Below are 25,159 nucleotides of genomic sequence, written 5' to 3'. Positions count from 1 at the left end.
AGAGGCGATTCGCTGAAGGTGGCATGCGCCTGGCCTCACATTGGCGATAAACTGGACCTAAACCACGGGGGTGGGCAAAGGCAGGCCGGCAAAGTGGGCGCGCAGATTATCCACGACCAACTGCCCCATCGCATGACGCGTTTCCACGGTCAGGCTGCCCACGTGCGGCGTCAGCACCACGTTCGGCAAGGCGCGCAAGGCGTCTGGTACGCGCGGTTCGTGCGCGAACACGTCGAGGCCGGCCGCGCCCAGATGGCCGTCCTGCAAGGCGGAAATCAGGGCGTCTTCATCGATCAGGGCGCCGCGGGCGATATTGATCAAGGTCCCCTGGGGGCCCAGCGCGTCGAGCACCGTGCGGTCGACGATCTTGCGCGTGGCGGGCGTGCCCGGCGCGCAGACGAACAGGTAATCGCTGTCCTGCGCCAGGGCCAGCAGCGATTCCGCGCGCGGCACGGCGGTGCCGGCAATGGCGCGGGGCTGGAAGTAGCGCACCTTGACGCCGAAGGCGGCCAGGCGCAGCGCGATGGCTTGCCCGATCTGGCCGAAACCGAAGATGCCGGCCGTCTTGCCGCGCAGGCTGGACGCGGGGGCGATGGCTTCGCGGCGTTCCCAGCCGCCATCGCGCACGAAACGGTCGAACGCCACGATGTGCCGGGCGCTGGCCAGCAGCAGGCCCAGCGCCACGTCGGCCACGTCGTCGGTGAGCACGTTCGGCGTGGTGGTGACGGCGATGCCGCGCGCGCGCGCTTCGTCGAGCGCCACGCCGTCGAGGCCAACGCCATTGACGGCGATGATTTCCAGCGCGGGCAGCAAGGCCATGTCGGCAGCATTCAAGCCCAGCGCGCCCGTCGTGACGACGGCGCGGATGGCCGGCGCCCGTTCGGCCAGCCAGGCATGGCGCTCGTCGGCCGGCACCTGCCACGCGTGATGGCAGGTGTAATGCCGTTCCAGCTGCGCGTTGACGGCAGCCGAGGGGCTGGGAGCGAGGATGAGGAGTTCGGGTAGCATGGGCGTCCTGGGTCGTGTCGACAAGATTTGCAGACGCAACTTAGCATATTTGGGACCCAGCCGGGGCTGGCCGCCCCATAATTGCCGTGAAAACTGTGTACTGCGCGCTGTGTACTGCGCGGAAACGTTATCCCGGGCAAGGCACACGTTTTACCTTGCCGCCCGTCCTGGACGGGTCGGCGCCCGCGCCCGGGTTCGCATCCATGCCATAGCAGGTGGCGCCGCCGGCGCTGACGATGCGCGTCACCGGCCGGCCGTCGGCCGACAGGTATTCTTCCACGCGGATGACGGGCCCGCCGCGGTAGGCGGAGGCGACCAGCTTCTGGAACGTGCTTTCGCTTTTGAGCTCGGCTGCGGCCAGCCACGGCTGTTCCTGCTTCCGTTCGCCGCGCAGGGCCTTGTCGGCGGCGCCCGCCGCCAGCCGGGCGCGCGTGCGCAAGTCCGTCGCGGCCGGCGCCGCCGATGGCGCGGGGGCTGCTTCCTCGGGAACGGTGATCGCTTGCGCCGCCACGGCAGGCAGGTCGGGAACGGCGGGCGGCGCACTGGCCCGCGCGCGGGGCATGGGGACAGGCATGGGCATCGGCAAGGGCATCGGCGGCGTCTGCGGCAGCGGCCGGGGCGGCATGAGCGTGAGGAAAGCCACTTCCGTGTATTGTTTGAGCTGCCGCGCCGGCAGCAGCAGGAAATACAGGCCCAGCGCATGCATGGCCAGGATCAGCGCGACGGCCGCGCCTTTCAGGCTCAAGCCGCGCTGCATGCGCCTGGAGGCGGACTGTAAGTGGCGATGCAACGACATGCGGTTTCCTGGAGGCGCCGGGCGCGATGGCCCATTTTAACGAAACTTGGTCATACGCATTAATAAATCCACAAGGTATCGCGTGTCGCGCCCTTTTCTGCCAGATTCCAGTACCTGGCGGGCCAGATGTTGTACAAATGGCGATATTTTTGCCACTTTCTCACGCTTTCCCACGCGCTGCGCTGCACTGGAATATAATGATAATCATTCTCATTAATATCCAAACAACACCATGCGCACCTTCCGCCTCGCCCCTACTCCTTTCGCCCTGGCCGCCTTCCTGCTGGCCAGCAGCACCGTCCACGCGCAAGCCACCTCCGCGGCGCCGGCCGGCGATGCGCAAACCATGCCCACGGTGGTCGTGAATGCATCGGCCGATGCGTCGGCGGAAGGCTTGTCGAAAGCCTATGCGGGCGGGCAAGTGGCGCGCGGCGGGCGCATGGGCATCCTCGGCTCCGTGGACATGATGGATACGCCGTTTGGCAACACCAGTTATACGCAGCAATTCATCGCCGACCAGCAGGCGCGCAGCGTGGGCGACTTGCTGCAAAGCGATGCGGCCGTGCGCATGTCTCGCGGTTATGGCAATTTCCAGGAAGTGTATGTGATCCGTGGTTTCGCGCTCGATTCCGATGACGTGGCGTACAACGGCCTGTATGGCGTGCTGCCCCGTCAATACGTGTCGCCGGAATTGCTTGAACGGGTGGAAGTCTTCCGTGGCGCCAGCACCTTCCTGAACGGCGCGGCGCCTGGCGGCAGCGGCATCGGCGGGGCCATCAACCTGATGCCCAAGCGCGCCGGCAACACGCCGCTGACGGAACTGACGGTGGGCGTGGAATCGGGCGGCCATGCCTATGCGGCCATCGACGTGGCGCGCCGTTTCGGCGAGCACCGGGAATTCGGCATGCGCGTGAATGCCGCCAAGCGCCAGGGAGAGACCAGCATCGGGCGCGAAGACCACGACGTGGGCATGTTCTCCGTTGGCCTCGACTATCGCGGCCGCAACTTCCGCCTGTCGGCCGACGCCGGCTACCAGAACTTCGACCTGACGGCGCCGCGCCCGTCCGTCAACATCGGCCGCGTGACCGCTCTGCCCGGCGCGCCGGACGCATCGAAGAATTTTGCCCAGCCATGGAGTTTCTCGAAGGAACACGATGTCTTTGGCACGGCGCGCGCCGAAGTCGACCTGGCCAGGGATGTGGTAGCGTGGGCCGCGTTTGGCAGCCGCTCGACGAAGGAATCGAACAGCCTGGCCGAACCGGCATTGACGTCAAGCAATGGCGACGCCAGCGTGTACCGTTTCGACAATGGCCGCAAGCAGGAAATCCGTACGGGCGAAGTGGGCGTTCGCGGCAAACTCGGCACGGGCGCCGTCCAGCATACCCTGGTAGCGAGCTGGTCCGGCCACTGGAATGAAGCGAAGAATGCCTACGCCATCAGCGATTACGCGGGCTTCCCGACGAATATCTACCGCCCCGTCGATGTGGCCATGCCGCCGACCCTGGCCGCCAATTCGGGCGGCGCGATGAGCGACCCAAGAGTCACGCAACGCACCATCCTCAGCAGCTTTGCCGTGGCAGACACCATGGCCTTCCTCGATGACAGCCTGCTGCTGACCGTGGGCGCGCGCCACCAGCAGATCAAGGATACGGGCTATGCCTACGGCACGGCCGTGCCGTCCGGCCCCACCTATGACAAGAGCGCCACCACGCCCGTGGCCGGCATAGTCTACAAGGCCGGCAAGCAAGTCTCGCTGTACGCCAACTATATCGAGGCGCTGGTCAAGGGCCCGGTGGCCAGCGGCACCTATTTCGACGGCACGACGGACCAGCTGGTGAGCAACCACGGCGAAGTCTTTGCACCGTACAAGTCCAGGCAAAAGGAGATCGGCATCAAGTATGACGCCGGCAAGCTGGGCATGAGCGCCGCCCTGTTCTCGACGGCCAAGCCCTTGCCGGCCATCGTCGGCACGCGCGCCACCCTGTCGGGCGAGCAGCGCAACCAGGGCCTGGAACTGTCCGTCTTCGGCACGCCGGTGGCAGGCGTGCGCCTGCTGGGCGGCCTGACCTGGCTCGATACGGAACAGCGCAAGACGGACAAGCCGCTCAATAACGGCAAGAACGCCATCGGCGCGCCAAAGATGCAGGCGAGCGTGGGCGGCGAATGGGACGTGCCGGGCACGCCTGGCTTGAGCCTGAACGCGCGCACCGTGTATACCTCGACGCAATACGCGGACCTGGCCAACACCAAGCAATTGCCATCCTGGACACGCGTGGATATCGGCGCCCGCTACCTGACGCAGCTGGCAGGCCGCGACGTGACCCTGCGCGCGCGTATCGACAACGTTGCCGACCGCAGCTACTGGGCCTCGGCCGTCTCCTCGTTCGATTCGGGCAGCTTGGTCCTGGCTGCGCCGCGCACCTTCGTCGTTTCCGGCAGCGTGGCGTTTTAAGCGCACCCGCCAGCCTGGCCGCAAAGCTGCTCCTTCCCCGGGGCAGCTTTTTTTTTCGCGTGCGCGCCTGTGCCAGCACGCGGGCTTGGGCGACAATGCCAACATGAAACTGTTCCCAGCCCTGCTAGTATTGCTCTGTACTTCCCCTTTTGCTGCTGCCCAGCAGCAAACCGCCTGCCCCTACGTGGCCTGGAAAAGCGGCTTCAAGGGCGATGCGCGGGCGCAAGCCACGTGCCTGCTGCGCCCCGTGAAGCTGTATGCGCGCCTGGGCGAGACCGCGCCGCTGCCCGACTTTCTTGCCGCCCGCATCGGCCAGCGCACGGATATCGCCCCGGCCCGCCTGCGCGCCTGGCTGGCGCAGCAATCGGTCAGCGAAGCGGACGTGGGCGGCGCCGTCGATGCACCCCTGTCGCGGGCCGTGGGCCGGCTGGCGGCGCCCATGGCCCGGTATTTCGTCATCCACGACACCAGCTACCCGAATTTCCTGCTCGACGCCATTCCAGCCCACATCAACGATGCCGGCTGGGATTTCAACGATTTCAATATACGTAACCCTGCGCTCGGTAGCGGGCCGAAAGGCCATGTCTACGTGAACCGCCTGGGCGGCTCCCTGCAAGTGCGCGACTTCGGCACGCCAGGCTACGCCAGCAAGCTGGAAAAGGACAAGCCGTCGCTGACGGGGCTGTTCCTGCACGTGGAACTGGTGCAGCCGCGCAACTCCGTGCCCGGCGGCGGCAAGGGCAACGACGGCCTGGCGCCCGATCCCGGCTTCACGCCCGCGCAATACGAGCGCCTGGCCCTGCTGTATATCGCCGCCAGCGTGCGCAGGGGCACGTGGCTGATCCCCGCCTTCCACGCCGTGCTCGATACGGGCTTTGCGAATGGTCATGATGACCCACAGAACTTTTCCCTGAGCGAGTGGTCAGCGGCGCTTTTCCGCCTGCATGCGGCCTTGCGGCAGGCCGATACTGGGCAATAAGGCGTTTCCCCGGCCGCGGATTAGGCGCATACTATCAGGAGCATAGCCATTCCTCTCAGGGAGTTCCGGTGAATATTGCCACTGATCGTCACACGGGTCGCCAGGCATACGCGCGCCATCCGCTGCAGCGCGCACAGCGCATCTTTGCCATGCGCGACGCCGTCCTCGGTGCATGGGAACAGCGCGTGCGCGCCAGCGTACGGGGCGCGGACCAGTTGCTCACGCCCATACTCATCAATACTTTGCCGGCCTTCTTCGACAACCTGGCCGAAGCCCTCACGCCGGGCCACCCGCGCGAAAACGCGGCCAGCAACAGCAACGTGCCCGCCGTGCATGGCAATGAACGGGCGCGCATGACCAATTACGGGCCGGAACAGGTGATCCAGGAATACCAGATCTTCCGCGACTGCTTTGCCGCCGTCGCGCATGAGGCCGGCATTACCCTGCGCAGCAAGGACTGGCAGGTGATCAACGAATCGATCGATTCGGGCATCCGCGAATCGATACGCGAGTTTACCAGCATGCACGAAGGCTTCCGGCGCAGCATCGCGGCCGGCCTGTCGCACGACATGCGCAACCCGCTGGCCGTGATCAGCACCAGCGCCCAGTTGCTGCTGCGGCCGGCGGAGCCGGAACGGGTGGCGGCGCTCGCGCACAAGATCACCGAACACAGCAAACGGCTCGATGGCATGATCGAGGAATTGCTCGATAGCCTCAGCTACCACCAGGGCCAGCGGCTGCCATTGGCGCTGAGCCGGTTCGACGTGCTGCCCCTGGTGCAGGCCGTGGCTGGCCAGGTCAACCTGCAGCGGCCCGGCAAATGCCATGTTCAAGGGCAATCCGTCACGGGCTGGTGGTGCGAGAACTCGCTGCGGCGCGCACTGGAAAACCTGCTGGGCAATGCCCTCAAGTACGGCGACGACGGCCCCATCGGCGTGCGCGTGGAAGCGACCCACGAACGCCTGTTCATTACCGTCCACAACGGCGGCCACGCCATCGCGCCGGAACAGGCCGAACGCATCTTCGACTACCTGCGCCGCGAGAACGACAGCCCCGCGCCCGGCTGGGGCATCGGCCTGCCCTTCGTGCAGAATGTGGCCGAAAGCCACGGCGGCAGCATCGCCGTCGACAGCGCGCCGGAAACGGGCACCAGCTTCATCTTCGACGTGCCCGTCGATTGCCGTCCCTTCGTCCAGCCCCCTGGCGCCCCCAACAGTGACAGCTAGCGCACCAAGTCGGTGCGACAGATGGCGCAACGCCACAAAAGTGGTCATATTTATACCGGTTCGCGCCTGCCCTGTTGGCACGCTTCCTGCTGAGCTATACCCGGACACGGCTCAAGGGACATCACAACATGGCAAATTTTTTCAATGAAATGACTGCAAATGACGTGGGTACGGACGGCAAGGTACGCGCACACTATCGTGAATTCAGCAACTGGCTGGCGCAGCAATCCCCCGAGATCATCGCCCGCAAGCGGGCCGAAGCCGACCTGACGTTCCGCCGGGTCGGCATCACGTTTGCCGTGTATGGCGACGATGCCGGCACGGAACGCCTGATCCCCTTCGATACCATCCCCCGCATCATCCCCGCCGCCGAATGGGCGCAGATGCAGACGGGCCTGGTGCAAAGGGTGCAAGCCTTGAACATGTTCATCCATGATATATATCATGAGCAAAACATCATCAAGGCGGGCATCATTCCGGCCGAGCAAATCTACAGGAATGCCCAGTACCGCCCGGAAATGCAGGGCATCGCCGTCGCTTCCGACATTTACGCCCACATCGCGGGCGTCGACATCGTGCGCGCGGGCCAGGGCGAATTCTACGTGCTGGAAGACAATTTAAGGGTGCCCTCCGGCGTGTCCTACATGCTGGAAGACCGCAAGATGATGATGCGCTTGTTCCCGGAACTGTTCGCCCGCAACCGCATCGCCCCCGTCGACCACTATCCGGACATGCTGCTCGACAACCTGCGCTCCGTCGCCCCCATGGGCGTGGATGACCCCACGGTCGTCGTCATGACGCCCGGCATGTACAACTCCGCCTACTTCGAGCACGCGTTCCTGGCCCAGCAGATGGGCGTGGAACTGGTGGAAGGCAAGGACTTGTTTGTCAACGACAACTCCGTGTACATGCGCACCACGCGGGGACCGAAGCGCGTGGACGTGATCTACCGCCGGGTCGACGACGATTTCCTCGACCCGCTGGCCTTCCGCTCCGATTCCTCCTTGGGCGTGCCGGGCCTGCTGTCCGTCTACCGCGCCGGACGGGTGACCTTGGCGAACGCCATCGGCACGGGCGTGGCCGACGACAAGTCCATCTACCCGTTCGTGCCCGACATGATCAAGTTCTACCTGTCGCAGGAACCGATCTTGAACAACGTGCCCACCTACCAGTGCCGCAAACCGGCCGACCTGTCCTACGTGCTGGCGAATCTGGCGAAACTGGTCGTCAAGGAAGTGCATGGCGCAGGCGGCTATGGCATGCTGGTGGGCCCCGCGTCCAGCCTGGCGCAGATCGAGGACTTCCGCCAGCGCCTGCTGGCCAATCCGGGCGGCTACATCGCCCAGCCGACACTCGCCCTGTCCGCCTGCCCCACGTATGTCGAGGCCGGCATTGCGCCGCGCCACATCGATCTGCGTCCGTTCGTGCTGTCCGGCAAGACGATTTCCATGGTGCCGGGCGGCCTGACCCGCGTGGCCCTCGGTGAAGGCTCGCTGGTGGTCAATTCCTCGCAAGGGGGCGGCACCAAGGATACCTGGGTGCTGGAACCCGCATCATCGGAATTAGGAGAAAAAACATGCTGAGCCGTACTGCCGATCATTTGTTCTGGATGGCCCGCTACACGGAGCGCGCGGAAAACACGGCGCGCATGCTGGACGTCAACATGCAAACGTCGATGCTGCCCCAGTCCGAGCAGGACGCGGAACAGGGCTGGCGCGCCACCCTGGGTATTTCCGAGCTGCAAAGCGCGTACGACCACAAATACGGCCGCTTCCACACGCGCGACGTGCTCGACTTCATGGTGCGCGACCCGAACAACCCGTCCTCCATCCTGGCCTGCCTGACGGGCGCGCGCGAAAACGCCCGCGCCGTGCGGGGCACCCTGACGACGGAAGTGTGGGAAATCCAGAACGCCACCTGGCTCGACATGCAGAAGCGCCTGAAAAGCAATCTGCTGGAAACGGACCCCAGCCAGTTCTTCGAATGGGTCAAGTACCGCTCGCACCTGTCGCGCGGCGTGACCCTGGGCACCATGCTGAAGGACGAAGCCATCCACTTCATCCGCCTGGGCACCTTCCTGGAGCGGGCCGACAACACGGCGCGCATCCTCGACGTGAAGTTCCACGGCGCGCGCGACACGTCGCAAGACGTCGCCCAGCGCGATTTCTACTACTGGGCAGCCCTGCTGCGCTCCGTTTCCGGCTTCGAAATCTACCGCAAGGTCTACCGCGACGTGATCACGCCGGCACGGGTGGCGGAATTGCTGATGCTGCGCGGCGACATGCCCAGGTCCCTGCTCGCCTGCATGGATGACGTGGTGGAAAATTTAAGACATATCCGCAACGACGTGTCGGCCGATACGGAGCGGTTTGCCGGCAAACTGCATGCGGAGCTGAAATTCGGCCATATCGACGACATCATGAAGGCGGGCTTGCACCATACCTTGACGCAATTTCTGGAAAATATCTATGACCTGGGCAACCGGGTCAGCCGCGACTTCCTCGTTCCCCTGGCGGCCTGATGCAGCTCACCATCCGCCACGCCACCCATTACGCCTACAGTGCGCCGCTGGCCTACACCATCCAGCAGCTGCACCTGACGCCGCGCAGCGAGCCGCAGCAGCGGGCCCTGTCCTGGCATATCGCCACGCCGGGCCGGTGCCACGCCTATACGGATGCCTACGGCAACCTGTCGCACATGCTGACGATCAATGGCAGCCATCAATCGCTGAGCCTGGTGGCGCACGGCGTAGTGGAAACCATCTACCCGCACAAGGGACGGCTGAACCTGGCCGATACCCTGTCGCCGTTGCTGTTTACCATGCCGACACCGCTGACCCAGGCCGATCCCGCCATCCTCGAGCTGACGGCCGCCAGCCTGCCGGACCGGCGGGTGACGGCGGGCACGGGCCACTTGCTGCGCCTGGCCGAGCACATCGTGGGCCACGTGGCGTATGAAAGCGGCGCCACCATGGTCACCACCACGGCCGGCGACGCGCTGGCCCTGGGGCGCGGCGTGTGCCAGGACCACGCCCATCTGTTCCTCGCCTGCTGCCACGCCTGGGGCATACCCGCCCGCTACGTGTCCGGCTATATCGATCCGGGCACGACGGGCCACGCGGCCAGCCACGCCTGGGTCGACGCGTGGGCGGAAGACACGGATTTCGCGGGCTGGGTCAGCATCGACGTCACGCATGCGCGGCTGATGACGGATGCGTATTGCCGCCTGGCCATCGGGCGCGACTACGATTCGGCCGCTCCCGTGCGCGGCGTGCGCCAGGGCGGCGGCACGGAAACCTTACGGGTCGAGGTGCAGATCGTGCCCGTGTAACAATGCCAGGAATGAGGCTGGCCGGGCCTTGCCAGCAGGTGGCGCGGTCCGGCTGGTGTAGAATGCACCCCCTTTTGACTTGATTTACGACGATGACTTATTGCATAGGCATGCGCCTGAACGAAGGCCTGGTCTTCCTGTCCGACTCCCGCACCAACGCCGGCGTGGATCAGGTGGGCACCTTCCGCAAGATGAGCGTGTTCGAGAACCCGGGCGACCGCATGCTGGTGCTGATGACGGCAGGCAATTTGTCGATCTCGCAGGCGATCCGCCAGATCGTGTCCGAACACGTGGATGCGGATGGCCGCAGCATCTGGAACGTGGCCAGCATGTACGATGCGGCCCGCATCGTGGGCGTAGCCGTGCGCACCGTGCACCAGCGCGAAGCAAAGGCGCTGGCCGACTGCGGCATCGATTTCAACGTCAGCATCATTTTAGGAGGCCAGATAGGCGCCGAGCGCTGCCGCTTGTTCCAGGTGTATTCGGCCGGCAATTTCATCGAATCGCACGATGAAAACACGTATTTCCAGATCGGCGAAGCCAAATACGGCAAGCCCATCATCGACCGCGTCATCAACCCGTTCACGCGCCTGGACGAAGCGGCCAAGTGCGCGCTGATCTCCATGGACTCCACCCTGCGCTCGAATATTTCCGTCGGCTTGCCGCTGGACTTGCTCGTCTACGAGACGGGCAGCCTGGCCGTCACGCGCTTCGTCACCATCGATGAAAAAAACCAGTATTTCCGCATGATCCGCGACACGTGGGGCGAGCAATTGAAACATGTGTTCGAGGGCATCGTCGATCCCGTGTGGAATGCGGCCCCGGAGACCACGACGAACGTGCTGTCATCGACCAATATGCACAGCAAGCCCGTGCGCGTGGCCATACCCGAACACGTGAGCCGCGGCGGCCTGACGGTAGCCCCCCTGCAATCCTTGGCGCAGCAGTTCAGCGACGACAAGCAGCATTGACCGTTGACAGGCCCGCTGCGCGGGATGCTGGACAAGTCGCTTTCCGCGTGCTTTTATGGCAATATGGGTTGACATTCAATCCAGATTGACCTGAAAGGCAGGTGGCGCATGGACTTGATCACTTCGGCCGTCGTGGCGGCCATCGAACATGGCGCGCCCGGCCATGCCCCGCAAGCCGTCGCCAGCCATTTTCAACGGCTCAAGCTGGCCATCGCCAAGTTCGACGGTGCCGCCGCCATCCTGGCCGCCATCGCCGCGCTGGAAGCGGCGCCCGCCGATCCCCAGCGGCAGCTGGCCCTGTCGGCCGCCCTGGCCGCGGCGAACGTGCCGGACGACATGGAAACCCTGTTTGCCGCGCAAGGCTTGCTCGATGCGCTGCAGCGGCCTGTCGCCCCGCTGCCCGACGTGGAAGCCGTGCCCGCGCCAGCCGATAAAGGCACGGTCGTGTCGAATTATGCCGTGGTGAAAGTGTATTTCGCCACCGACCGCCAGCGCGACGTGGGCAAGCCGGCGGCCCAGCGCTTCAGCGGCGAACGCAGCATCACGGGCGGCAATGGCAGCGGCGACGGGCCGCTCAGCTATGGCAGCTGCGACATCAGCATCCCCCGCGACCACCGCATGGGCCAGCTGGAATCGCCGTCGCTGTGGCGCCTGGAATTTCGCGACGACCCGGCCAAGCACGTGGTGCTGCTCGACGCCGAGGTGCAGGATCACGATAATTTCTTTGCAGCACTAAGAACCCAGGTCCGCGCCTCGGCCGGCAAGAGCGCATTTGTCTTCGTGCACGGCTATAACGTGAGTTTCGAGGATGCGGCGCGGCGCACGGGACAGATGGCCTACGACCTGGGCTTCGACGGCGCGCCCGCGTTCTACAGCTGGCCGTCGCGCGGCGACATCGCCGCCTACACCATCGATGAAAACAATATCGAGTGGAGCACGCCCCATATCACGGCTTTCCTGGCCGACTTTCTCGCCAGCACGGACGCGGCGCAAGTGTACCTGGTGGGCCACAGCATGGGCAGCCGCGGGCTGACGCGGGCCGTGGCCGGCTTGCTGGCCGCGCAGCCGCAGCTGGCGCAAAAGATCACGGAACTCATCCTGTCCGCGCCCGACATCGACGCCGCCGTCTTCAAGCACGATATCGCGCCGAAACTGGCCGGCGCGCGCAATCCCGTGACCCTGTATGCCTCGTCGCAGGACCTGGCCCTGGCCGCGTCGAAGGCCGTGCACGGCTACCCGCGCGCAGGCGACAGCGGCGCCGGCATGCTGATCGTGGCGGGCGTGGAAACCATCGACGCCACGGGCGTGGACACGAGCTTCATGAAGCATGCGTATTTCGCGGACCAGCGCTCCGCCCTGTCCGACATGTTCTACCTGATACGCAACCAGGCGCGCGCCGACCAGCGCTTTCTCGACCCCGTCGATACGGTGGCCGGCCGCTATTGGACGTTCAAACCATGACGCCGTTTCATACGGTGCGGCCCGCATGCTAAGATACGGCCCATAGGGTGGCAACGGGCACGGCGATGACGCCGCCAGCCGATCCCCCGCAAGCAGGCCTATCATGTTGACATCATCTTCTACACCGCAAGCCGAATCGCTGATCCGCAACACCAATGCCCGCGTCACCAAGACGCGCGTGAAGGTGCTCGACTTTTTAATGGCGCAAAGCCGTTCGCTGACCCACCATGAGATCCAGCAGGCGCTGTCGCAGGACAGCGATATCGATTCCGTCACCCTGTACCGGGTGCTGGAATGGCTGACGGAAAATGAACTGGTGCACCGCATCGCGGGTGCCGACCAGGTGTGGCGCTTCAGCGCGGGCGCGGGCCACCAGGCGCACGAGCACGCGCACTTCCAGTGCACGAAATGCGCAAACGTCACCTGTTTCAATGAAGTCAAGCTGCCGCCGCCCGTGCTCTTGCCGGAAGGCTTCAGCGGCGGCGAAGTCGATTACCTGATCAAGGGCCTGTGCCCGCGCTGCAAGTAATTTAGACAGGCATCGCCTGGCGACGTCACTTGAGCAGCAAGGCCAGGTGATGCTCGTCATAGAACAGCTCGCCCACGCGCATCGAACGCGGTTCCGTGCCATACGCGATAAATCCCAGCGATTCATACAGGCGCAAGGCGGCATTGTTTTCCGCATTCACGCTCAAGTGCACCTGCATGACGGCAGGGTCAGCCTCGGCCTGTTCGATGCAGGCGTTGACGAGACGCCGCGCCACGCCCTTGCCGCGATGCGCCACATCGACGAACACGCCCCACAGCAAGGCCTTGTGCCACAGCTGGCGCAGCGGTTCGCGCCGCAGCCCCGCAAACCCCACGAGACGTTCGCCGTCGAAAGCGCCAAACGCCCGCTGCAGGACGCCGCCGGCGATGCGCTGCGCATGCTCTTCCCGCGTGCGCGCCAGCTCATCCTCGCGCGACGCGGAAAACGAACTGGGCGAATCAAGAATGGCGCGCAGGCGCAGCGCGCAAAAGGCAGCGGTATCTGCTGGCGTCAGCAGGCGGATGACGATATCGGCTGGGGGCATGGTGGAATCCGGCAGTTTTTTTCCATTATACCCACGCCCCCGCCTCACGCACGCACGCGGCGCAAGCCCAGCAGGGTCCAGCCATACAGGGCCGCCATCAGCAGCACCATGGCCGCACCGAGCGCCGCCATCCAGCTTTCCGGCAGCGACCACGCGGGGTCCAGCTTGCCCGCGGCCATGCAGGCGGCCATGGCCACGCAGATGGCGACGATGGGCCAGCCCAGGCGGCGGCGGAACGCGCGCACGATTTCGATCTTGCCGGTGCGCATGACTTTCGCCGTGACCCAGCCATCGAAGGTATCGGTCACGCCCATGCCCACGGCAAACACCAGCCCCGTCAGCATGGCCGGCCCCATGCCGCCCAGCGCCACGGCCGCATAGCCCCAGGCGGCCGCCTGCAGGGCCGTGTCGAACACCAGCGCGAACAGCATGCCGACGAGGATGGCGCCCAGCGGCCCGGAAGCGCCCCGTAGCCAGCGCGGCAGCAGCCGGCCGCGCACCTGGGCCAGCTGCGCGCCGGCCAGCAAGCTGCGCGCATTCAGGGCCGCAATCAGCAGCAGCAAGGCGATGGGCAGCCATTCCAGCCAGCCGAACACGGCTTCGGACGGCGTGAATTGCGCCGACGCCAGGGCGGCCACGGCCACGATGGCCAGCACGCAGATGCCATGTCCCAGCGCAAACAGCGCACCCATCCACGGCGTCCAGCGCGGATGGACGGCCCGGCTGCGCAGGGTCAGGCCATCGACGGCGGCCAGGTGGTCCGGTTCCAGCCCATGCCGCATGCCGAGCAGAAAAATCAGCGCCAGGGCGGGCAAGCCCGCTTCCACGCTCATGCCGCCACCTCGAGCGCGCTGCCCGCCTTGGCCACGCAGCGGTCCAGGCCCCGGATCAGCATATCCTGCGGCAAGTCGCGGCCGATGAAGATGATCTTGCTGGCGCGCGTCTCGGCGTCGCGCCACGGCGCGCCCAGTTCCGAGCCCATCAGCATGTGCACGCCCTGGAAGACGGCGCGGCATGGCACGTCGGCCACGTACAAGATACCCTTGTAGCGCATCAGCTGGGTGCCGAACAGCTGCACCACGGCATCGAGAAAATTCTCCACCTGCAGCAGATCAAGGGGCTGGGACTGGTGGTAGACGAACGATTGCACGCCGTCGCCATGGCGGTGGCCCAGTTCCCCCAGGAAATCAGGCTCCAGCTCGACGATGGCGTTCAAATTGAAACCGCGGATGTTCAGGATGTCGCGCAAGGGCACGTTGCCGAAGCGCACTTTCTGTATGCTGGCGCGGCCATTGATGGCGACCAGCCGCTGGCGCAGGGCGGCCAGCGCATCCTTGTCGACCAGGTCCGTCTTCGACAGCAGGATGCGGTCGGCAAAGCCCACCTGTTCCTGCGCTTCCCTGTGCGCCGTCAATTGCTGCTGTGCATGGCGCGCATCGACCACCGTCAGGATGGCGTCGAGCATGTAGAACTCGCTGACGGACGGCTCCGCAAAGAAGGTTTGCGCCACGGGCCCGGGCGCGGCCAGGCCCGTCGTTTCGACGATCACGTGGTCGAAGGCGACTGCCCCGGTTGCGCGCCTGGCGTGCAGCTGGCCCAGGATGCGGATCAGGTCGCCGCGCACGCTGCAGCAGATGCAGCCATTGTTCATTTCCACGATCTGCTCGTCGCTGTCCTGCACCAGCAAGCCATGGTCGATGCTGTCGGCGGCGAATTCGTTTTCAATCACGGCAATGCGCACGCCGTGGTCGCCCTGCAATATACGCTTGAGCAAGGTGGTTTTCCCGCTGCCGAGAAAACCCGTGATGATGGTGACGGGGATCAGTTCTGTCATATTGCTTTCCTATCGATGGTTAATCTTCCAGTTCTTCCATGCGTTGCCACTGGGGGAACGGGTCGGGCAGCTTGCGCCAGGCGGCCATGCCCTGGCGCGTTTCCGTATAGTTCAATTGACATTTCTTCAAGTCCGCCTCGATGGCGGCCTGGTCCATGTCCTGGCCGATGAAGACGATTTCCTGGTAGCGGTCGCCATATGGCTCGCTCCAGCCCGCCTTCATTTCCGCCAGCGAGGCCGCGTCCGTGGGCCAGCGCTCTTTCGGCACGGACGCCCACCACAGGCCCACGGGTTCGATATTCATCAGCTTGCCCGCGCCGGACAGGCTGGCCACCCACTCGGGGCGGCTGGCCAGCCAGAAGTATCCCTTGCTGCGCACCACGCCCGGTATCGGCTGGGCAATGTAATCGTGCAGGCGCTGCGCGTGGAACGGTTCTTTCGACCGGTAGACGAAGCTGCCGATGCCATAGGTTTCCGTTTCCGGCGTGTGCACGCCCGCCAGTTCCTGGGCCCAGCCCGGCATGCTGGCCGCCTGTTCCAGGTTGAACAGATGCGTGCCCAGAATGGCGTCCAGCGGCACGACGGACTGGTTCGTCTCGATGATACGCGCGCCGGGATTCAAGGCCTTGATGACGGCCAGCACGCGCAGGCGATGGGCCGCATCGACCATGTCCACCTTGTTGAGGACGATGACATTGGCAAATTCGATCTGTTCCGTGAGTAAATTGGCCAGCTGGCGGTCGTCGCCCTCGCCCGCCGTTTCGCCCCGCTGCTCGAGGCTGTCTTCGCTGTGGAAATCGTCGAGCAGGTTGGCGCAGTCGACCACGGTGACCATGCAGTCGATGCGCGCCACGTCGTTCAGGCTGTCGCCGTGCTCATCCTCGAAGTCGAAGGTGGCGGCCACGGGCATCGGTTCGCCCACGCCCGTCGATTCGATCAGCAGGTAGTCGAAGCGGTCTTCCGCGGCCAGGCGCCGCACTTCCAGCAACAGATCGTCGCGCAGGGTGCAGCAGATGCAGCCGTTGGACATTTCCACCAGTTTTTCTTCCGTGCGCGACAGGGCCGCGCCGGCCGCCTCGGCGCTGTCCTGCACCAGCGAGGCGTCGATATTGACTTCGCTCATGTCGTTGACGATGACGGCCACGCGCTTGCCTTCGCGGTTGCGCAGTATGTGGTTGAGCAAGGTGGTCTTGCCGGCGCCGAGAAATCCGGACAGGACGGTAACGGGGAGTTTGCGCTGGGTCATGAGTATCTTTCGGATGGGGACGATGAAAGTTGATAAATAGGCTGGCAAATGCGGTTGCAAATGAGCTGGCAAATGCGGCTGCAATGCGCGGCGGCATTTTAAATGCAAGTCGATTGCGTTTGAATTATAATGCAGCTCACTTGCATTTGTGCGGCAATCTTTGCCCGCCGGCCAGCTTTCCGAAAGACTCCATGCTCAACCTCGATTCACTGACCTACGGCTATGACAGCGCCCGCCCCGTGCTGGACATCGCCGCCTTTCACTTGCCCATCGGACAGCACGCGCTGCTGCTGGGGCCGTCCGGCTCCGGCAAATCGACCTTGCTGCATTTGCTGGCCGGCATCCTGGCGCCCCAGGCCGGCCGCCTCGAAGTGGCGGGCACGTCCCTGCCCGGCCTGACGCCGCGCCAGCGCGACAGCTGGCGCGGCCGCGCCATCGGCTTGCTGCCCCAGCAACTGGCGCTGGTGCCCAGCTTGAACGTGCTGGATAATGTCTTGCTGCCCGCCTACGCCAGCGACCAGCGGCCCGATCCGGCCCGCGCCGCCAGCCTGCTGGGCCAGCTGGGCCTGGCCGACAAGCTCGATGCCTACCCATACGCCTTGAGCGGCGGCCAGCGGCAGCGGGCCGCCATCGCGCGCGCCGTCGTCATGCGCCCGCAACTGATCCTGGCCGACGAACCGACGGCCAACCTCGACGACGACGCCTGCGCCACCGTCGTGCAGCTGCTGGCCCGGCAAGCGGCGCAAGCGGGCGCCTCGCTGGTGATCGCCAGCCACGACGCCAGGGTGCTGGCCGCCTTGCCGGACGCAGCCGTGCTGCGCCTGCCGCGCGCCGGGGGGGGGCGGCATGAACGCGGCCACCCTGGCCTGGCGCGCGCTGCGCCACAAGCCGCTGGCCTCCAGCCTGAACCTGCTGCTGATCGCCATCGGCATCGCCATGATGACCTTCATACTCGCCGTCTCCGTCCAGCTGGAAGAGCATGCGGAACGCGATGCGCAGGGCATCGACCTGGTGGTGGGCGCGAAAGGTTCCCCACTGCAATTGATCCTGTCGTCCGTGTATCACGCCGATATTCCGACCGGCAATATCCCGGACTCGGCACTGGCGGCCCTGGCCGCCCAGCCGCTGGTGAAATCCGCAATTCCGCTTGCGCTGGGCGACAATTTCCACGGCTTCCGCATCGTCGGCAGCACCACGGCCCTGCTGGGCTATTACGGCGCGCACCTGGCGCAAGGGGCGCTATTCGCGCAGCCGATGCAAGCCGTGTTCGGCGCCCGCGCCGCGCGCGAGACGGGCGCGACACTGGGCGCCCGCTTCGCGGGATCGCACGGTCTGGCGGCGGGCGGCGAACTGCACGCGCATGCGCCGTACACGGTGACGGGCATTTTGGCGCCCACGGGCACGGTGCTGGACAGGCTGATCCTCACGCCCGTCGCCTCCGTGTGGCAGGTGCATGAATCGGACCCCGATGAACAGCCGGCAACGGCCCCCGAGCGCGAACTGACGGCCGTGCTGGTGCAATATGCATCGCCGCTGGCGGCCGTCAGCCTGCCCCGCTGGGTGAATGGCCAGCCGCGCCTGCAGGCGGCCCAGCCCGCGTTCGAGGCGGCGCGGCTGTTCAATCTGCTGGGCGTGGGCATCGATGTGCTGCGGGCCATCGCCGCCGGCGTGCTGCTGGTGGCGGCCCTGTCGCTGTTCGTGGCCCTATACGGCGCGCTGGAAGAGCGCAAGACCGACCTGGCCATCCTGCGCACCCTGGGCGCCTCGCCCGCCACACTGCTGCGCCTGCTGCTGGCGCAAGGCTTGCTGCTGTCGCTGGCGGGCGCGGCGCTGGGCTGGCTGCTGGGCCATGGCGGCGTGGCGCTGCTGCAGTGGAGCATGGAGGACGAACAGCAACTGAACCTGCAGGCGTGGCGCGTCGTCGCCGGCGAAGCGTGGCTGCCCGTGATCGCCGCCGGCGTGGGCTTGCTGGCCGCCGCCCTTCCCGCGCTGCGCGCCTACCGCACCGATATCGCCGCCACCCTGGCGCGCCCCTGAGGAGAGAGCCATGCTGAAAATCATTGTTCTAAGCGCCTGCCTGCTGCTGGCCGGCATTGCCGCAGCGGCACCGGCCGATGAACCGCCGTCGTTCTTCGCCCCGTTGACGGACTTGCCCGGCGTGGTGCCGTGGAAACTGCTGGGCCAGGCCACCACCGTGAAGGCAAAAAAGGGCCGCATGGTGCCGAAATACACGCCGGAAATCAGCGCGCTCGACAATACTGACGTGAAAGTGCAAGGCTTCATGATGCCGCTGGAAGCGGGCCAGAAGCAGAAACATTTCCTGCTCACCGTCACCTCGGCCAGCTGTCCCTACTGCCTGCCCGCCGGTCCGGAAGGCGTGGTGGAAGTCAAGAGCCGCATACCCGTGAAATTCAGCTACGCGCCCTTCATCGTGCAGGGCAAGCTGAAAGTGCTGGCCAGCGACCCCATGGGCCTGTATTACCGCATGACGGACGCCGCCGTGGTGGCGCAATGACACGCTGGCCCGCATTACTGCTGCTGGCGTTCGCCTGCCAGGCGCACGCCGCGCCGCTGCACTTCGACCTGCCCCGCCTCGATGGCGGCGGCCAGCTCAGGCTGAACCAGTTCCACGGCCAGGCCGTCGTGCTGAACTTCTGGGCCAGCAACTGCCTGCCCTGCATCCAGGAGTTGCCCGTCTTGCATGCCTACGCCTCCAGCCAGCCCCGGCAACACCTGATCGGCATCGCCATCGATACGCGCCCGGCCGCGCAAGCGTACCTGCGGCGTCACCCGGCCAGCTATCCGCAAGCCTGGTCCGGACCCGCCTTGCTGCCCACTTTTGGCAATAAAATCAATGGCTTGCCGTACACAGTGATTGTGAATTCTCAACATCAGATCTGCACGCGGCGCCTGGGGGCCGTCGATGCGGCGTGGCTGGCCACGGCCGTGGCCGCCTGCAGCGGCCCTTGAATCCATGCGCCTTGCACGGCTGTCATCGCGCCGTCATATGGCGGCGTTACAGTCGCGTCCTTTGAATCTCTCCGAGGGCGGTAATGAAAACAAATTGGGTCATGCTGGCAGCGCTGGCAAGTGCAGGTCTCGTCGGTTGCAACGGCAGTTCGAATACCCCGGCCACACCGGCCATTCCCGAAGGCACGACGGTCACCGTCGCATTGCTGGAAACCACGGACATCCACTCGAACGTCCTCAGTTATAACTACTATGCGCTGGCCGAAGACACGAGCCTGGGCCTGGAACGCACGTCGACCCTGATCCAGGCGGCGCGCGCGGAAAATCCGAACAATGTGCTGCTCGACGATGGCGACGTCATCCAGGGCACCCTGCTGGCAGACCTGCAGGCCGTGGCCGCGCCCGTGCCATGTTCCGGCAGCTTGGCCGTGCACAAGGCCATGAACGCGCTGAAATACGATGCGGGCGGCATGGGCAACCACGAATTCAACTATGGCCTCGCTTACCTGAGCCAGATCACCAACACGGATTTCGGCATTCCCGGCGTGGCCAAGCCGACGGGCACCTGCGGCGCGCCCGCCTTCCCATCCGTGCTGAGCAATGTCGTCGGCGTGTCCAGCGGCAAGCCCATCTTCCAGCCCTACACCGTGCTGCCCCGCGATTTCGCCGCCACGGCGCCCGATGGCAGCAAGCTGACCGTGAAGATCAATGTGGGCGTGCTGAGCTTTGTGCCGCCGCAGATCCTCGAATGGGACCAGAAAGTACTCGCTGGCAAGGTCAGCGTGACGGGCGTGCAGGAAGCGGCGAAACAGTATGTGCCGGAATTGCGCAGCAAGGGCGCCGACCTCGTCGTGGCCCTGTCGCATGGCGGCCTGGACACCAGCACCTACAGCCCGAAGATGGAAAACGGCAGCTACCACCTGACCAGCACGGGCATCGATGCGCTGATGATCGGCCATTCGCACTTGATTTTCCCGAAAGGCAAGGAAGAAGGCGCAGCCGCCCTGGACGCCTCGTTTGCCGCCTTCCCCGCCAGCGCGAAGATCGACGCCGTCAACGGTTTCGTCAATGGCGTACCCACCGTCATGGCGCAAAGCTGGGGCCGCCGTCTGGGCATCATCAAGCTGACCATGGCTTATCAGGGCGGCAAGTGGGTGGTGCAGCCGGCCAAGACGACGGTGGAATCGCGCGGCTTCAAGTACACGGATGGCAAGACCCTCGTGAAAGCCGACCCGGCCATCGCACCGCTGGTGGCCACCGAGCATGCAGCCACCATCGCCTACGCCAAGCAGCCGCTGGGCATCAGCACGGATTTCGAGATGTCCGCCTATTTTGCCCTGGTGGGCGACGTCAGCGCCATCCAGCTGGTCAATCAGGCGCAGCTCGACTACGTGAAGAACTTCATCGCCACCAGCACGGATGCCACCTTGTCGAGCTACAAGAACATCCCCGTCATCTCGTGCAGCGCGCCGTTCAAGGCCGGCCGCAACGGGCCATCGGACTTCACGGACGTGGCCGCTGGCGCGACGCCGGCCGCTCCCGTCGGCTTGCAGGTGCGCAATCCGGGCGATCTGTATTTATATAGCAATAACAACCTGCAAGCCGTGAAGATCAAGGGTTCGGACTTGAAGGCATGGCTGGAAACGTCGGCCAAGCAATTTGCCCAGATCGACCCGGCCAGCAGCGCCGAGCAGGACCTGGTGCCGTCGTATGGCACGATCTACAACTATGACGTGTTCTACGCGGAAAACAATGCGCTCACGTACCAGATCGACGTGACGAAACCGGCGGGCAGCCGCATCGTCAACCTCACGTACAAGGGCGCGGCGGTGGCCGATGGCGATGACTTCATCGTGGCCACCAACGACTACCGCGCCGGCGGCGGCGGCGCCGTGCCTGGCATTGACGGCAGCAAGACCATCATCAAGTCGCCCGATGCGAACCAGGCCGTGGTCAGCAACTACCTGGCGTCGCTGAGCACCAAGGGCGGCAAGGTGACCCTGGCAGCCAATGGCAGCGCGCGCAGCTGGAGCTTCGTCAAGACGGCCACGGCTGGTCCCGTGATCCTGCGCTCGGCGCCGGGCCACCTGGCGCTGGCGCAAGGCAGCGGCATTGCCAACGTGGCGGCCGAAGGCGGCCTCGACGCCAGCGGCTTCGCCAAGTACCGCATCGACCTGAGCAAATAAGGTCCATGGGCCGGAACGGCAGTTGTTCCGGCCCCCGCAATGAAAGGTGATCAAGATGAAACACGCACTCTCCCTGCCTGCCGTCGTGCTCGCTGCCGCCCTGGCCGCCTGCCAGGCCTCGCCGCCGCCCACGCCGGCCGAGATCGAAGCCGTCGCCATGCATGCGCGCCAGGCGGGCGACCACCTGGCCGAGCGCAAGGTGCGCAGCTGGGCCAGCAAGGACATGCCGGTCGCCGAGCGGGAACTGGCGCTGATTTACCAGGCCCGACCCGAACGCCGCGCCGATGCGCTGGCCCTGTTCGAACAGGCGGCCCGCGCGGGCGACACGGAAGCGGCATTCGAGCTGGGCCAGATGCGGCGCGCGGCAACGCCGGAGCAGGCGTGGCTGTGGTACCGGCAAGCGGCCCAGCAAGGCCATGCGAAGGCGGCCCTGATGCTGGGCTTGCTGGCGGCGAATGGCGAAGGCGTGCCGCAAGATCCCGTGATTGCCGCGCACTGGCTGGAAAAGTCCAGCGAGCTGGGCAACCCACATGCCATGTTCCTGCTGTACAACGCCTACCGCGAAGGCCGCGGCGTGCCGCGCGACTTGGCCAAGGGACATGAGCTGCTGGAAGAAGCGGCCCACCACGAATATCCGCCCGCCATCCAGGAACTGGCGATGACGGTGCAGGCCGGCGACGCGCTGCGCGCGGGCCACCTGATGAAGGAAGCGACGGAACACCGGCACAATAACTGGAACAAGTTTTAAGCCAGGTCAAGGCTGGCCCATATTTCTGAGTGGAATGCTTGCTGGAGACATAAGCTTGCCTGGCAGGGACATGTGTTCGTGCGTAATTTCATCGCGAGGCAGGCATGGCAGATCACCGGATGGGCCCCATGAAAAAGAGCGACTTGCAGTTCCGCTATCCGGACGGCCCCGCGGCCGGCGACGACCCGGCGCAGCGCAACATCCCCGACAGCGTCCTGCTGAACCGTCACGAATGGTATGAAGTGCTGTACAGTTGCAACAGCTGGTCGGGCGGCAGCCTGGCCACGGCCTTGAATTGCCAGCGGCTGATCCAGCGCCACTTGCCCGCCGAGATACGCGGCCATGCCGCCGTGCTGACCTGGCTGCGGGCGAACTGGGCCAAATATCGCTGATACATGTCGGCAATGTGCCGGAAAATACCGCTACGCGTTGCGCTGGGTCAATCGTGTTGGACTGGACATTGCCGAGGGGCTATGATGGGCACGCCGCTTCCCCATACGCGGCGGGGCTGTTACCGGCCTCGAAATGGCACACTGTACTTGCTTTTTAGAAATTTGTTACTCTGGACCAGCCTCGGTGAGCGCGTCGCAATGCTCAGCCCAGCCAGTGTTTGGGTAGGCCCTGGCTCGTCCGTTGACCTCCCTATAAAGAAAGAGTCCAATGAAAAAGCTGACCACTGCCTTTGGCGCGCCTGTAGTCGACAACCAGAACATCCAGACGGCAGGCCCCCGCGGCCCTGCCCTGCTGCAAGATGTATGGTTCCTGGAAAAGCTGGCCCACTTCGACCGCGAAGTCATCCCCGAACGCCGCATGCACGCCAAGGGTTCCGGCGCGTATGGCACGTTTACCGTCACGCACGACATCACGCGCTACACGCGGGCGAAGATTTTTGGCGCCGTGGGCAAGCAAACCCCCATGTTCGCGCGCTTTTCCACGGTGGCGGGCGAACGGGGCGCGGCGGACGCGGAACGCGACATCCGCGGCTTCGCCCTGAAGTTCTACACGGAAGAAGGCAACTGGGACCTGGTCGGCAACAATACGCCCGTCTTCTTCATGCGCGACCCGCTCAAGTTTCCCGATCTGAACCACGCGATCAAGCGCGATCCCCGCACGGGCTTGCGCAGCGCTAACAGCAACTGGGATTTCTGGACCTCGCTGCCCGAAGCGCTGCACCAGGTGACGGTGGTGATGAGCGACCGGGGCTTGCCGCGCAGCTTCCGCCACATGCACGGTTTCGGCAGCCATACGTTCAGCTTCCTGAATGCGCAAAACGAGCGTTTCTGGGTCAAGTTCACGTTTAAGACCCAGCAAGGCATTCAAAACCTGACGGATGCCGAAGCCGAGGAACTGGTGGGCAAGGACCGCGAAAGCTCGCACCGCGACCTGTACGAAAGCATCGAAAACAAGGATTTCCCCCGCTGGACCCTGTACGTGCAGATCATGCCGGAAAAAGAGGCAGGCACGTATCACCTCAACCCCTTCGACCTGTCGAAAGTGTGGCCGCACGGCGACTATCCGCTGATCGAGGTGGGCGTGCTGGAACTGAACCGCAATGCGGACAATCACTTTGCCGAAGTGGAGCAAGCGGCCTTCAACCCGGCCAATGTGGTGCCCGGCATCAGCTTTTCGCCGGACAAAATGCTGCAGGGCCGGCTGTTTTCGTATGGTGACGCGCAACGCTACCGCCTCGGTGTCAACCACAGCCATATCCCCGTCAATGCGCCGAAATGCCCGTTCCACAGCTATCACCGCGACGGCCAGATGCGCGTGGATGGCAACCAGGGCGGAACCTTGGGCTATGAGCCGAACAGCGCGCAGGAATGGGCCGAGCAGCCCGATTTCCGCGAACCGCCATTGAGCATCGAAGGCGCGGCCGACCACTGGAACCACCGCGTCGACGAGGATTACTATTCGCAGCCGCGCGCCCTGTTCCGCCTGATGACCCCGGCGCAGCAGCAAGCCTTGTTCGACAACACGGCGCGCGCCATTTCGGGTGCCTCGGAGCAAGTCAAGCAACGCCACATCGGCAACTGCACCCTGTGCGACCCCGCTTATGGCGCGGGCGTGGCCGAAGCGATCGGCCGCCTGAGCAAATAAGGCACGCCGGCAAGGCCAGCGGCTTGGCAAGGAGGGCAGGAAGGTTCAGGAGGGCCGCCAATGCATCGGGCCCTCCGCCGCAACGGCCCGCGGGATGAGCACCCGCCGCATCAAAATCCGCCACGCGACAGGCGATCCTAGCGCGCCGACGCACAACGCACGACCTGCCTGTCTGCCCGCCCACTGCCTCGCCGGCGGGCAGGCAGGTGGCGTAACGGCAAGCCCGCCGCGCCAGCGCGCTACCAGCGCTGGATGTCGATCTGGCCCGTGATGCTCGTTTCCACCGGATAGCCTTCGACCTGCAAGGGCACGCGCCGCTTGACGGACGAGTCGCGCAGATACACGACGAGCGCTTCCTTGCCGACGGCGTTGCGTCCCAGGCTCACGCCTTCCACGCCGTCGATGGCCATCAGCGCCCGCTCATTGCGCCGCTTGGCCGCTTCCAGCCGGCCCTGGGGCACGGCATGCGCGTACCCTGCGCCGGCAGCGCCCTGGCCAAGGGTCTGGTCAGGCAAATACGGCATGGCGGCATCTTCGAAGATGGCATATGGCGATTGTGCAAATTTACTGTTTGACATGACACACCCTCCTGATGCATTCCATGATACACCGGGCCATCCGGCGTCGCCGCGCGCTTCGCCGGGCAAGCAGGCGGCCGCCCCGGCCAGCAGCCTGCCCCGGCCAGCAGCCTGCCCCGGCAGAAGACGCGCCGAAAGACGCGCCAGACGATGCTCGCAGCCGGCACAGGCCCTTGATCATCATCGTGCAAAAGACAGCGTTAT

23 protein-coding genes and 1 pseudogene are annotated in these 25,159 nt (G+C 65.1%); 17 read left to right on the top strand and 7 right to left on the bottom strand.

Annotation, left to right across the window (positions count from 1 at the left end):
* Positions 1-57: 57 nt before the first annotated feature.
* Positions 58-1,008 (bottom strand): 2-hydroxyacid dehydrogenase, encoded by a 951-nt coding sequence (locus GCN74_RS05525; protein WP_152255720.1) that lies wholly within the window; start codon positions 1,006-1,008, stop codon positions 58-60.
* Positions 1,009-1,135: 127 nt separating this feature from the next.
* Positions 1,136-1,804 carry a hypothetical protein gene (locus GCN74_RS05520; RefSeq protein ID WP_152255719.1) on the bottom strand — a complete coding sequence of 223 codons (669 nt, stop codon included), beginning with the start codon at positions 1,802-1,804 and terminating at the stop codon, positions 1,136-1,138.
* A 232-nt stretch (positions 1,805-2,036) separates the two neighbouring features.
* Between GCN74_RS05520 and GCN74_RS05515 the strand changes: the two genes are divergently transcribed.
* The 9 genes from GCN74_RS05515 to GCN74_RS05475 all read left to right on the top strand — a co-directional run bounded on the left by GCN74_RS05515 (position 2,037) and on the right by GCN74_RS05475 (position 12,752).
* The gene (locus GCN74_RS05515; protein WP_152255718.1) at positions 2,037-4,256 is read left to right on the top strand and encodes a TonB-dependent receptor; all 2,220 of its coding nucleotides are present in this window, start codon (positions 2,037-2,039) and stop codon (positions 4,254-4,256) included.
* Between the two features lie 103 nt (positions 4,257-4,359).
* A complete protein-coding gene (locus GCN74_RS05510) occupies positions 4,360-5,235 on the top strand; it encodes a hypothetical protein (protein ID WP_152255717.1) in 876 nt (291 codons plus the stop codon).
* 68 nt (positions 5,236-5,303) lie between these two features.
* Positions 5,304-6,461, top strand: coding sequence for a sensor histidine kinase (locus GCN74_RS05505; protein WP_152255716.1), 1,158 nt, complete (start codon positions 5,304-5,306; stop codon positions 6,459-6,461).
* Positions 6,462-6,589: 128 nt separating this feature from the next.
* Positions 6,590-8,044, top strand: coding sequence for a circularly permuted type 2 ATP-grasp protein (locus tag GCN74_RS05500; RefSeq protein ID WP_152255715.1), 1,455 nt, complete (start codon positions 6,590-6,592; stop codon positions 8,042-8,044).
* Positions 8,038-8,982 carry an alpha-E domain-containing protein gene (locus GCN74_RS05495; protein WP_152255714.1) on the top strand — a complete coding sequence of 315 codons (945 nt, stop codon included), beginning with the start codon at positions 8,038-8,040 and terminating at the stop codon, positions 8,980-8,982. The genes GCN74_RS05500 and GCN74_RS05495 overlap by 7 nt, the downstream gene beginning before the upstream one ends.
* Complete coding sequence (locus GCN74_RS05490) at positions 8,982-9,791, top strand: transglutaminase family protein (protein ID WP_152255713.1); 810 nt, start codon at positions 8,982-8,984, stop codon at positions 9,789-9,791. Before GCN74_RS05495 ends, GCN74_RS05490 begins: the two co-directional genes overlap by 1 nt.
* 92 nt (positions 9,792-9,883) lie before the next feature.
* Entirely contained in the window at positions 9,884-10,762 is an 879-nt protein-coding gene (locus GCN74_RS05485; protein ID WP_152255712.1) for a peptidase, read from the top strand.
* 108 nt (positions 10,763-10,870) lie between these two features.
* Positions 10,871-12,223, top strand: coding sequence for an alpha/beta hydrolase (locus GCN74_RS29510; RefSeq protein WP_152255711.1), 1,353 nt, complete (start codon positions 10,871-10,873; stop codon positions 12,221-12,223).
* Positions 12,224-12,326: 103 nt separating this feature from the next.
* The gene (locus GCN74_RS05475) at positions 12,327-12,752 is read left to right on the top strand and encodes a Fur family transcriptional regulator (protein WP_034787417.1); all 426 of its coding nucleotides are present in this window, start codon (positions 12,327-12,329) and stop codon (positions 12,750-12,752) included.
* A 25-nt stretch (positions 12,753-12,777) separates the two neighbouring features.
* On the opposite strand, the gene GCN74_RS05470 is transcribed toward GCN74_RS05475, so the two are convergent.
* Genes GCN74_RS05470 through zigA form a run of 4 tightly spaced genes read right to left on the bottom strand, consistent with a single transcriptional unit; the run spans position 12,778 to position 16,376 of the window.
* Positions 12,778-13,296 carry a GNAT family N-acetyltransferase gene (locus GCN74_RS05470; RefSeq protein ID WP_152255710.1) on the bottom strand — a complete coding sequence of 173 codons (519 nt, stop codon included), beginning with the start codon at positions 13,294-13,296 and terminating at the stop codon, positions 12,778-12,780.
* Between the two features lie 44 nt (positions 13,297-13,340).
* Entirely contained in the window at positions 13,341-14,129 is a 789-nt protein-coding gene (locus tag GCN74_RS05465; protein WP_152255709.1) for a hypothetical protein, read from the bottom strand.
* Positions 14,126-15,130, bottom strand: a complete 1,005-nt coding sequence (locus tag GCN74_RS05460; protein ID WP_152255708.1) for a CobW family GTP-binding protein — start codon at positions 15,128-15,130, stop codon at positions 14,126-14,128. Before GCN74_RS05460 ends, GCN74_RS05465 begins: the two co-directional genes overlap by 4 nt.
* Positions 15,131-15,149: 19 nt before the next feature.
* The gene (gene zigA / locus GCN74_RS05455) at positions 15,150-16,376 is read right to left on the bottom strand and encodes a zinc metallochaperone GTPase ZigA (RefSeq protein WP_152255707.1); all 1,227 of its coding nucleotides are present in this window, start codon (positions 16,374-16,376) and stop codon (positions 15,150-15,152) included.
* A gap of 83 nt (positions 16,377-16,459) precedes the next feature.
* Between zigA and GCN74_RS05450 the strand changes: the two are divergent.
* From GCN74_RS05450 to GCN74_RS05415, 8 genes and pseudogenes are all read left to right on the top strand, one after another.
* Positions 16,460-17,002: pseudogene (locus GCN74_RS05450) on the top strand (ATP-binding cassette domain-containing protein); the annotation flags it as partial.
* A gap of 220 nt (positions 17,003-17,222) precedes the next feature.
* The gene (locus tag GCN74_RS05445) at positions 17,223-18,413 is read left to right on the top strand and encodes an FtsX-like permease family protein (RefSeq protein ID WP_152255706.1); all 1,191 of its coding nucleotides are present in this window, start codon (positions 17,223-17,225) and stop codon (positions 18,411-18,413) included.
* A 10-nt stretch (positions 18,414-18,423) separates the two neighbouring features.
* Entirely contained in the window at positions 18,424-18,891 is a 468-nt protein-coding gene (locus tag GCN74_RS05440) for a DUF3299 domain-containing protein (RefSeq protein ID WP_152255705.1), read from the top strand.
* Positions 18,888-19,346 (top strand): TlpA disulfide reductase family protein, encoded by a 459-nt coding sequence (locus tag GCN74_RS05435; RefSeq protein WP_152255704.1) that lies wholly within the window; start codon positions 18,888-18,890, stop codon positions 19,344-19,346. Before GCN74_RS05440 ends, GCN74_RS05435 begins: the two co-directional genes overlap by 4 nt.
* An 83-nt stretch (positions 19,347-19,429) precedes the next feature.
* Positions 19,430-21,532: a bifunctional 2',3'-cyclic-nucleotide 2'-phosphodiesterase/3'-nucleotidase gene (locus tag GCN74_RS05430; RefSeq protein ID WP_152255703.1), complete on the top strand. Its 2,103-nt coding sequence runs from the start codon at positions 19,430-19,432 to the stop codon at positions 21,530-21,532.
* Positions 21,533-21,587: 55 nt separating this feature from the next.
* Positions 21,588-22,280 (top strand): tetratricopeptide repeat protein, encoded by a 693-nt coding sequence (locus GCN74_RS05425; protein ID WP_152255702.1) that lies wholly within the window; start codon positions 21,588-21,590, stop codon positions 22,278-22,280.
* A gap of 128 nt (positions 22,281-22,408) precedes the next feature.
* Positions 22,409-22,672, top strand: coding sequence for a hypothetical protein (locus tag GCN74_RS05420; protein WP_152255701.1), 264 nt, complete (start codon positions 22,409-22,411; stop codon positions 22,670-22,672).
* A 268-nt stretch (positions 22,673-22,940) separates the two neighbouring features.
* Entirely contained in the window at positions 22,941-24,377 is a 1,437-nt protein-coding gene (locus tag GCN74_RS05415; protein ID WP_152255700.1) for a catalase, read from the top strand.
* Positions 24,378-24,616: 239 nt separating this feature from the next.
* On the opposite strand, the gene GCN74_RS05410 is transcribed toward GCN74_RS05415, so the two are convergent.
* Positions 24,617-24,955 (bottom strand): hypothetical protein, encoded by a 339-nt coding sequence (locus GCN74_RS05410; protein WP_152255699.1) that lies wholly within the window; start codon positions 24,953-24,955, stop codon positions 24,617-24,619.
* Positions 24,956-25,159: the final 204 nt, after the last annotated feature.

This window comes from Janthinobacterium sp. FT14W, assembly GCF_009208755.1.
GTDB classification, from domain to species: domain Bacteria; phylum Pseudomonadota; class Gammaproteobacteria; order Burkholderiales; family Burkholderiaceae_D; genus Janthinobacterium; species Janthinobacterium violaceinigrum.
This window is presented reverse-complemented; position numbering and strand designations above follow the sequence as displayed.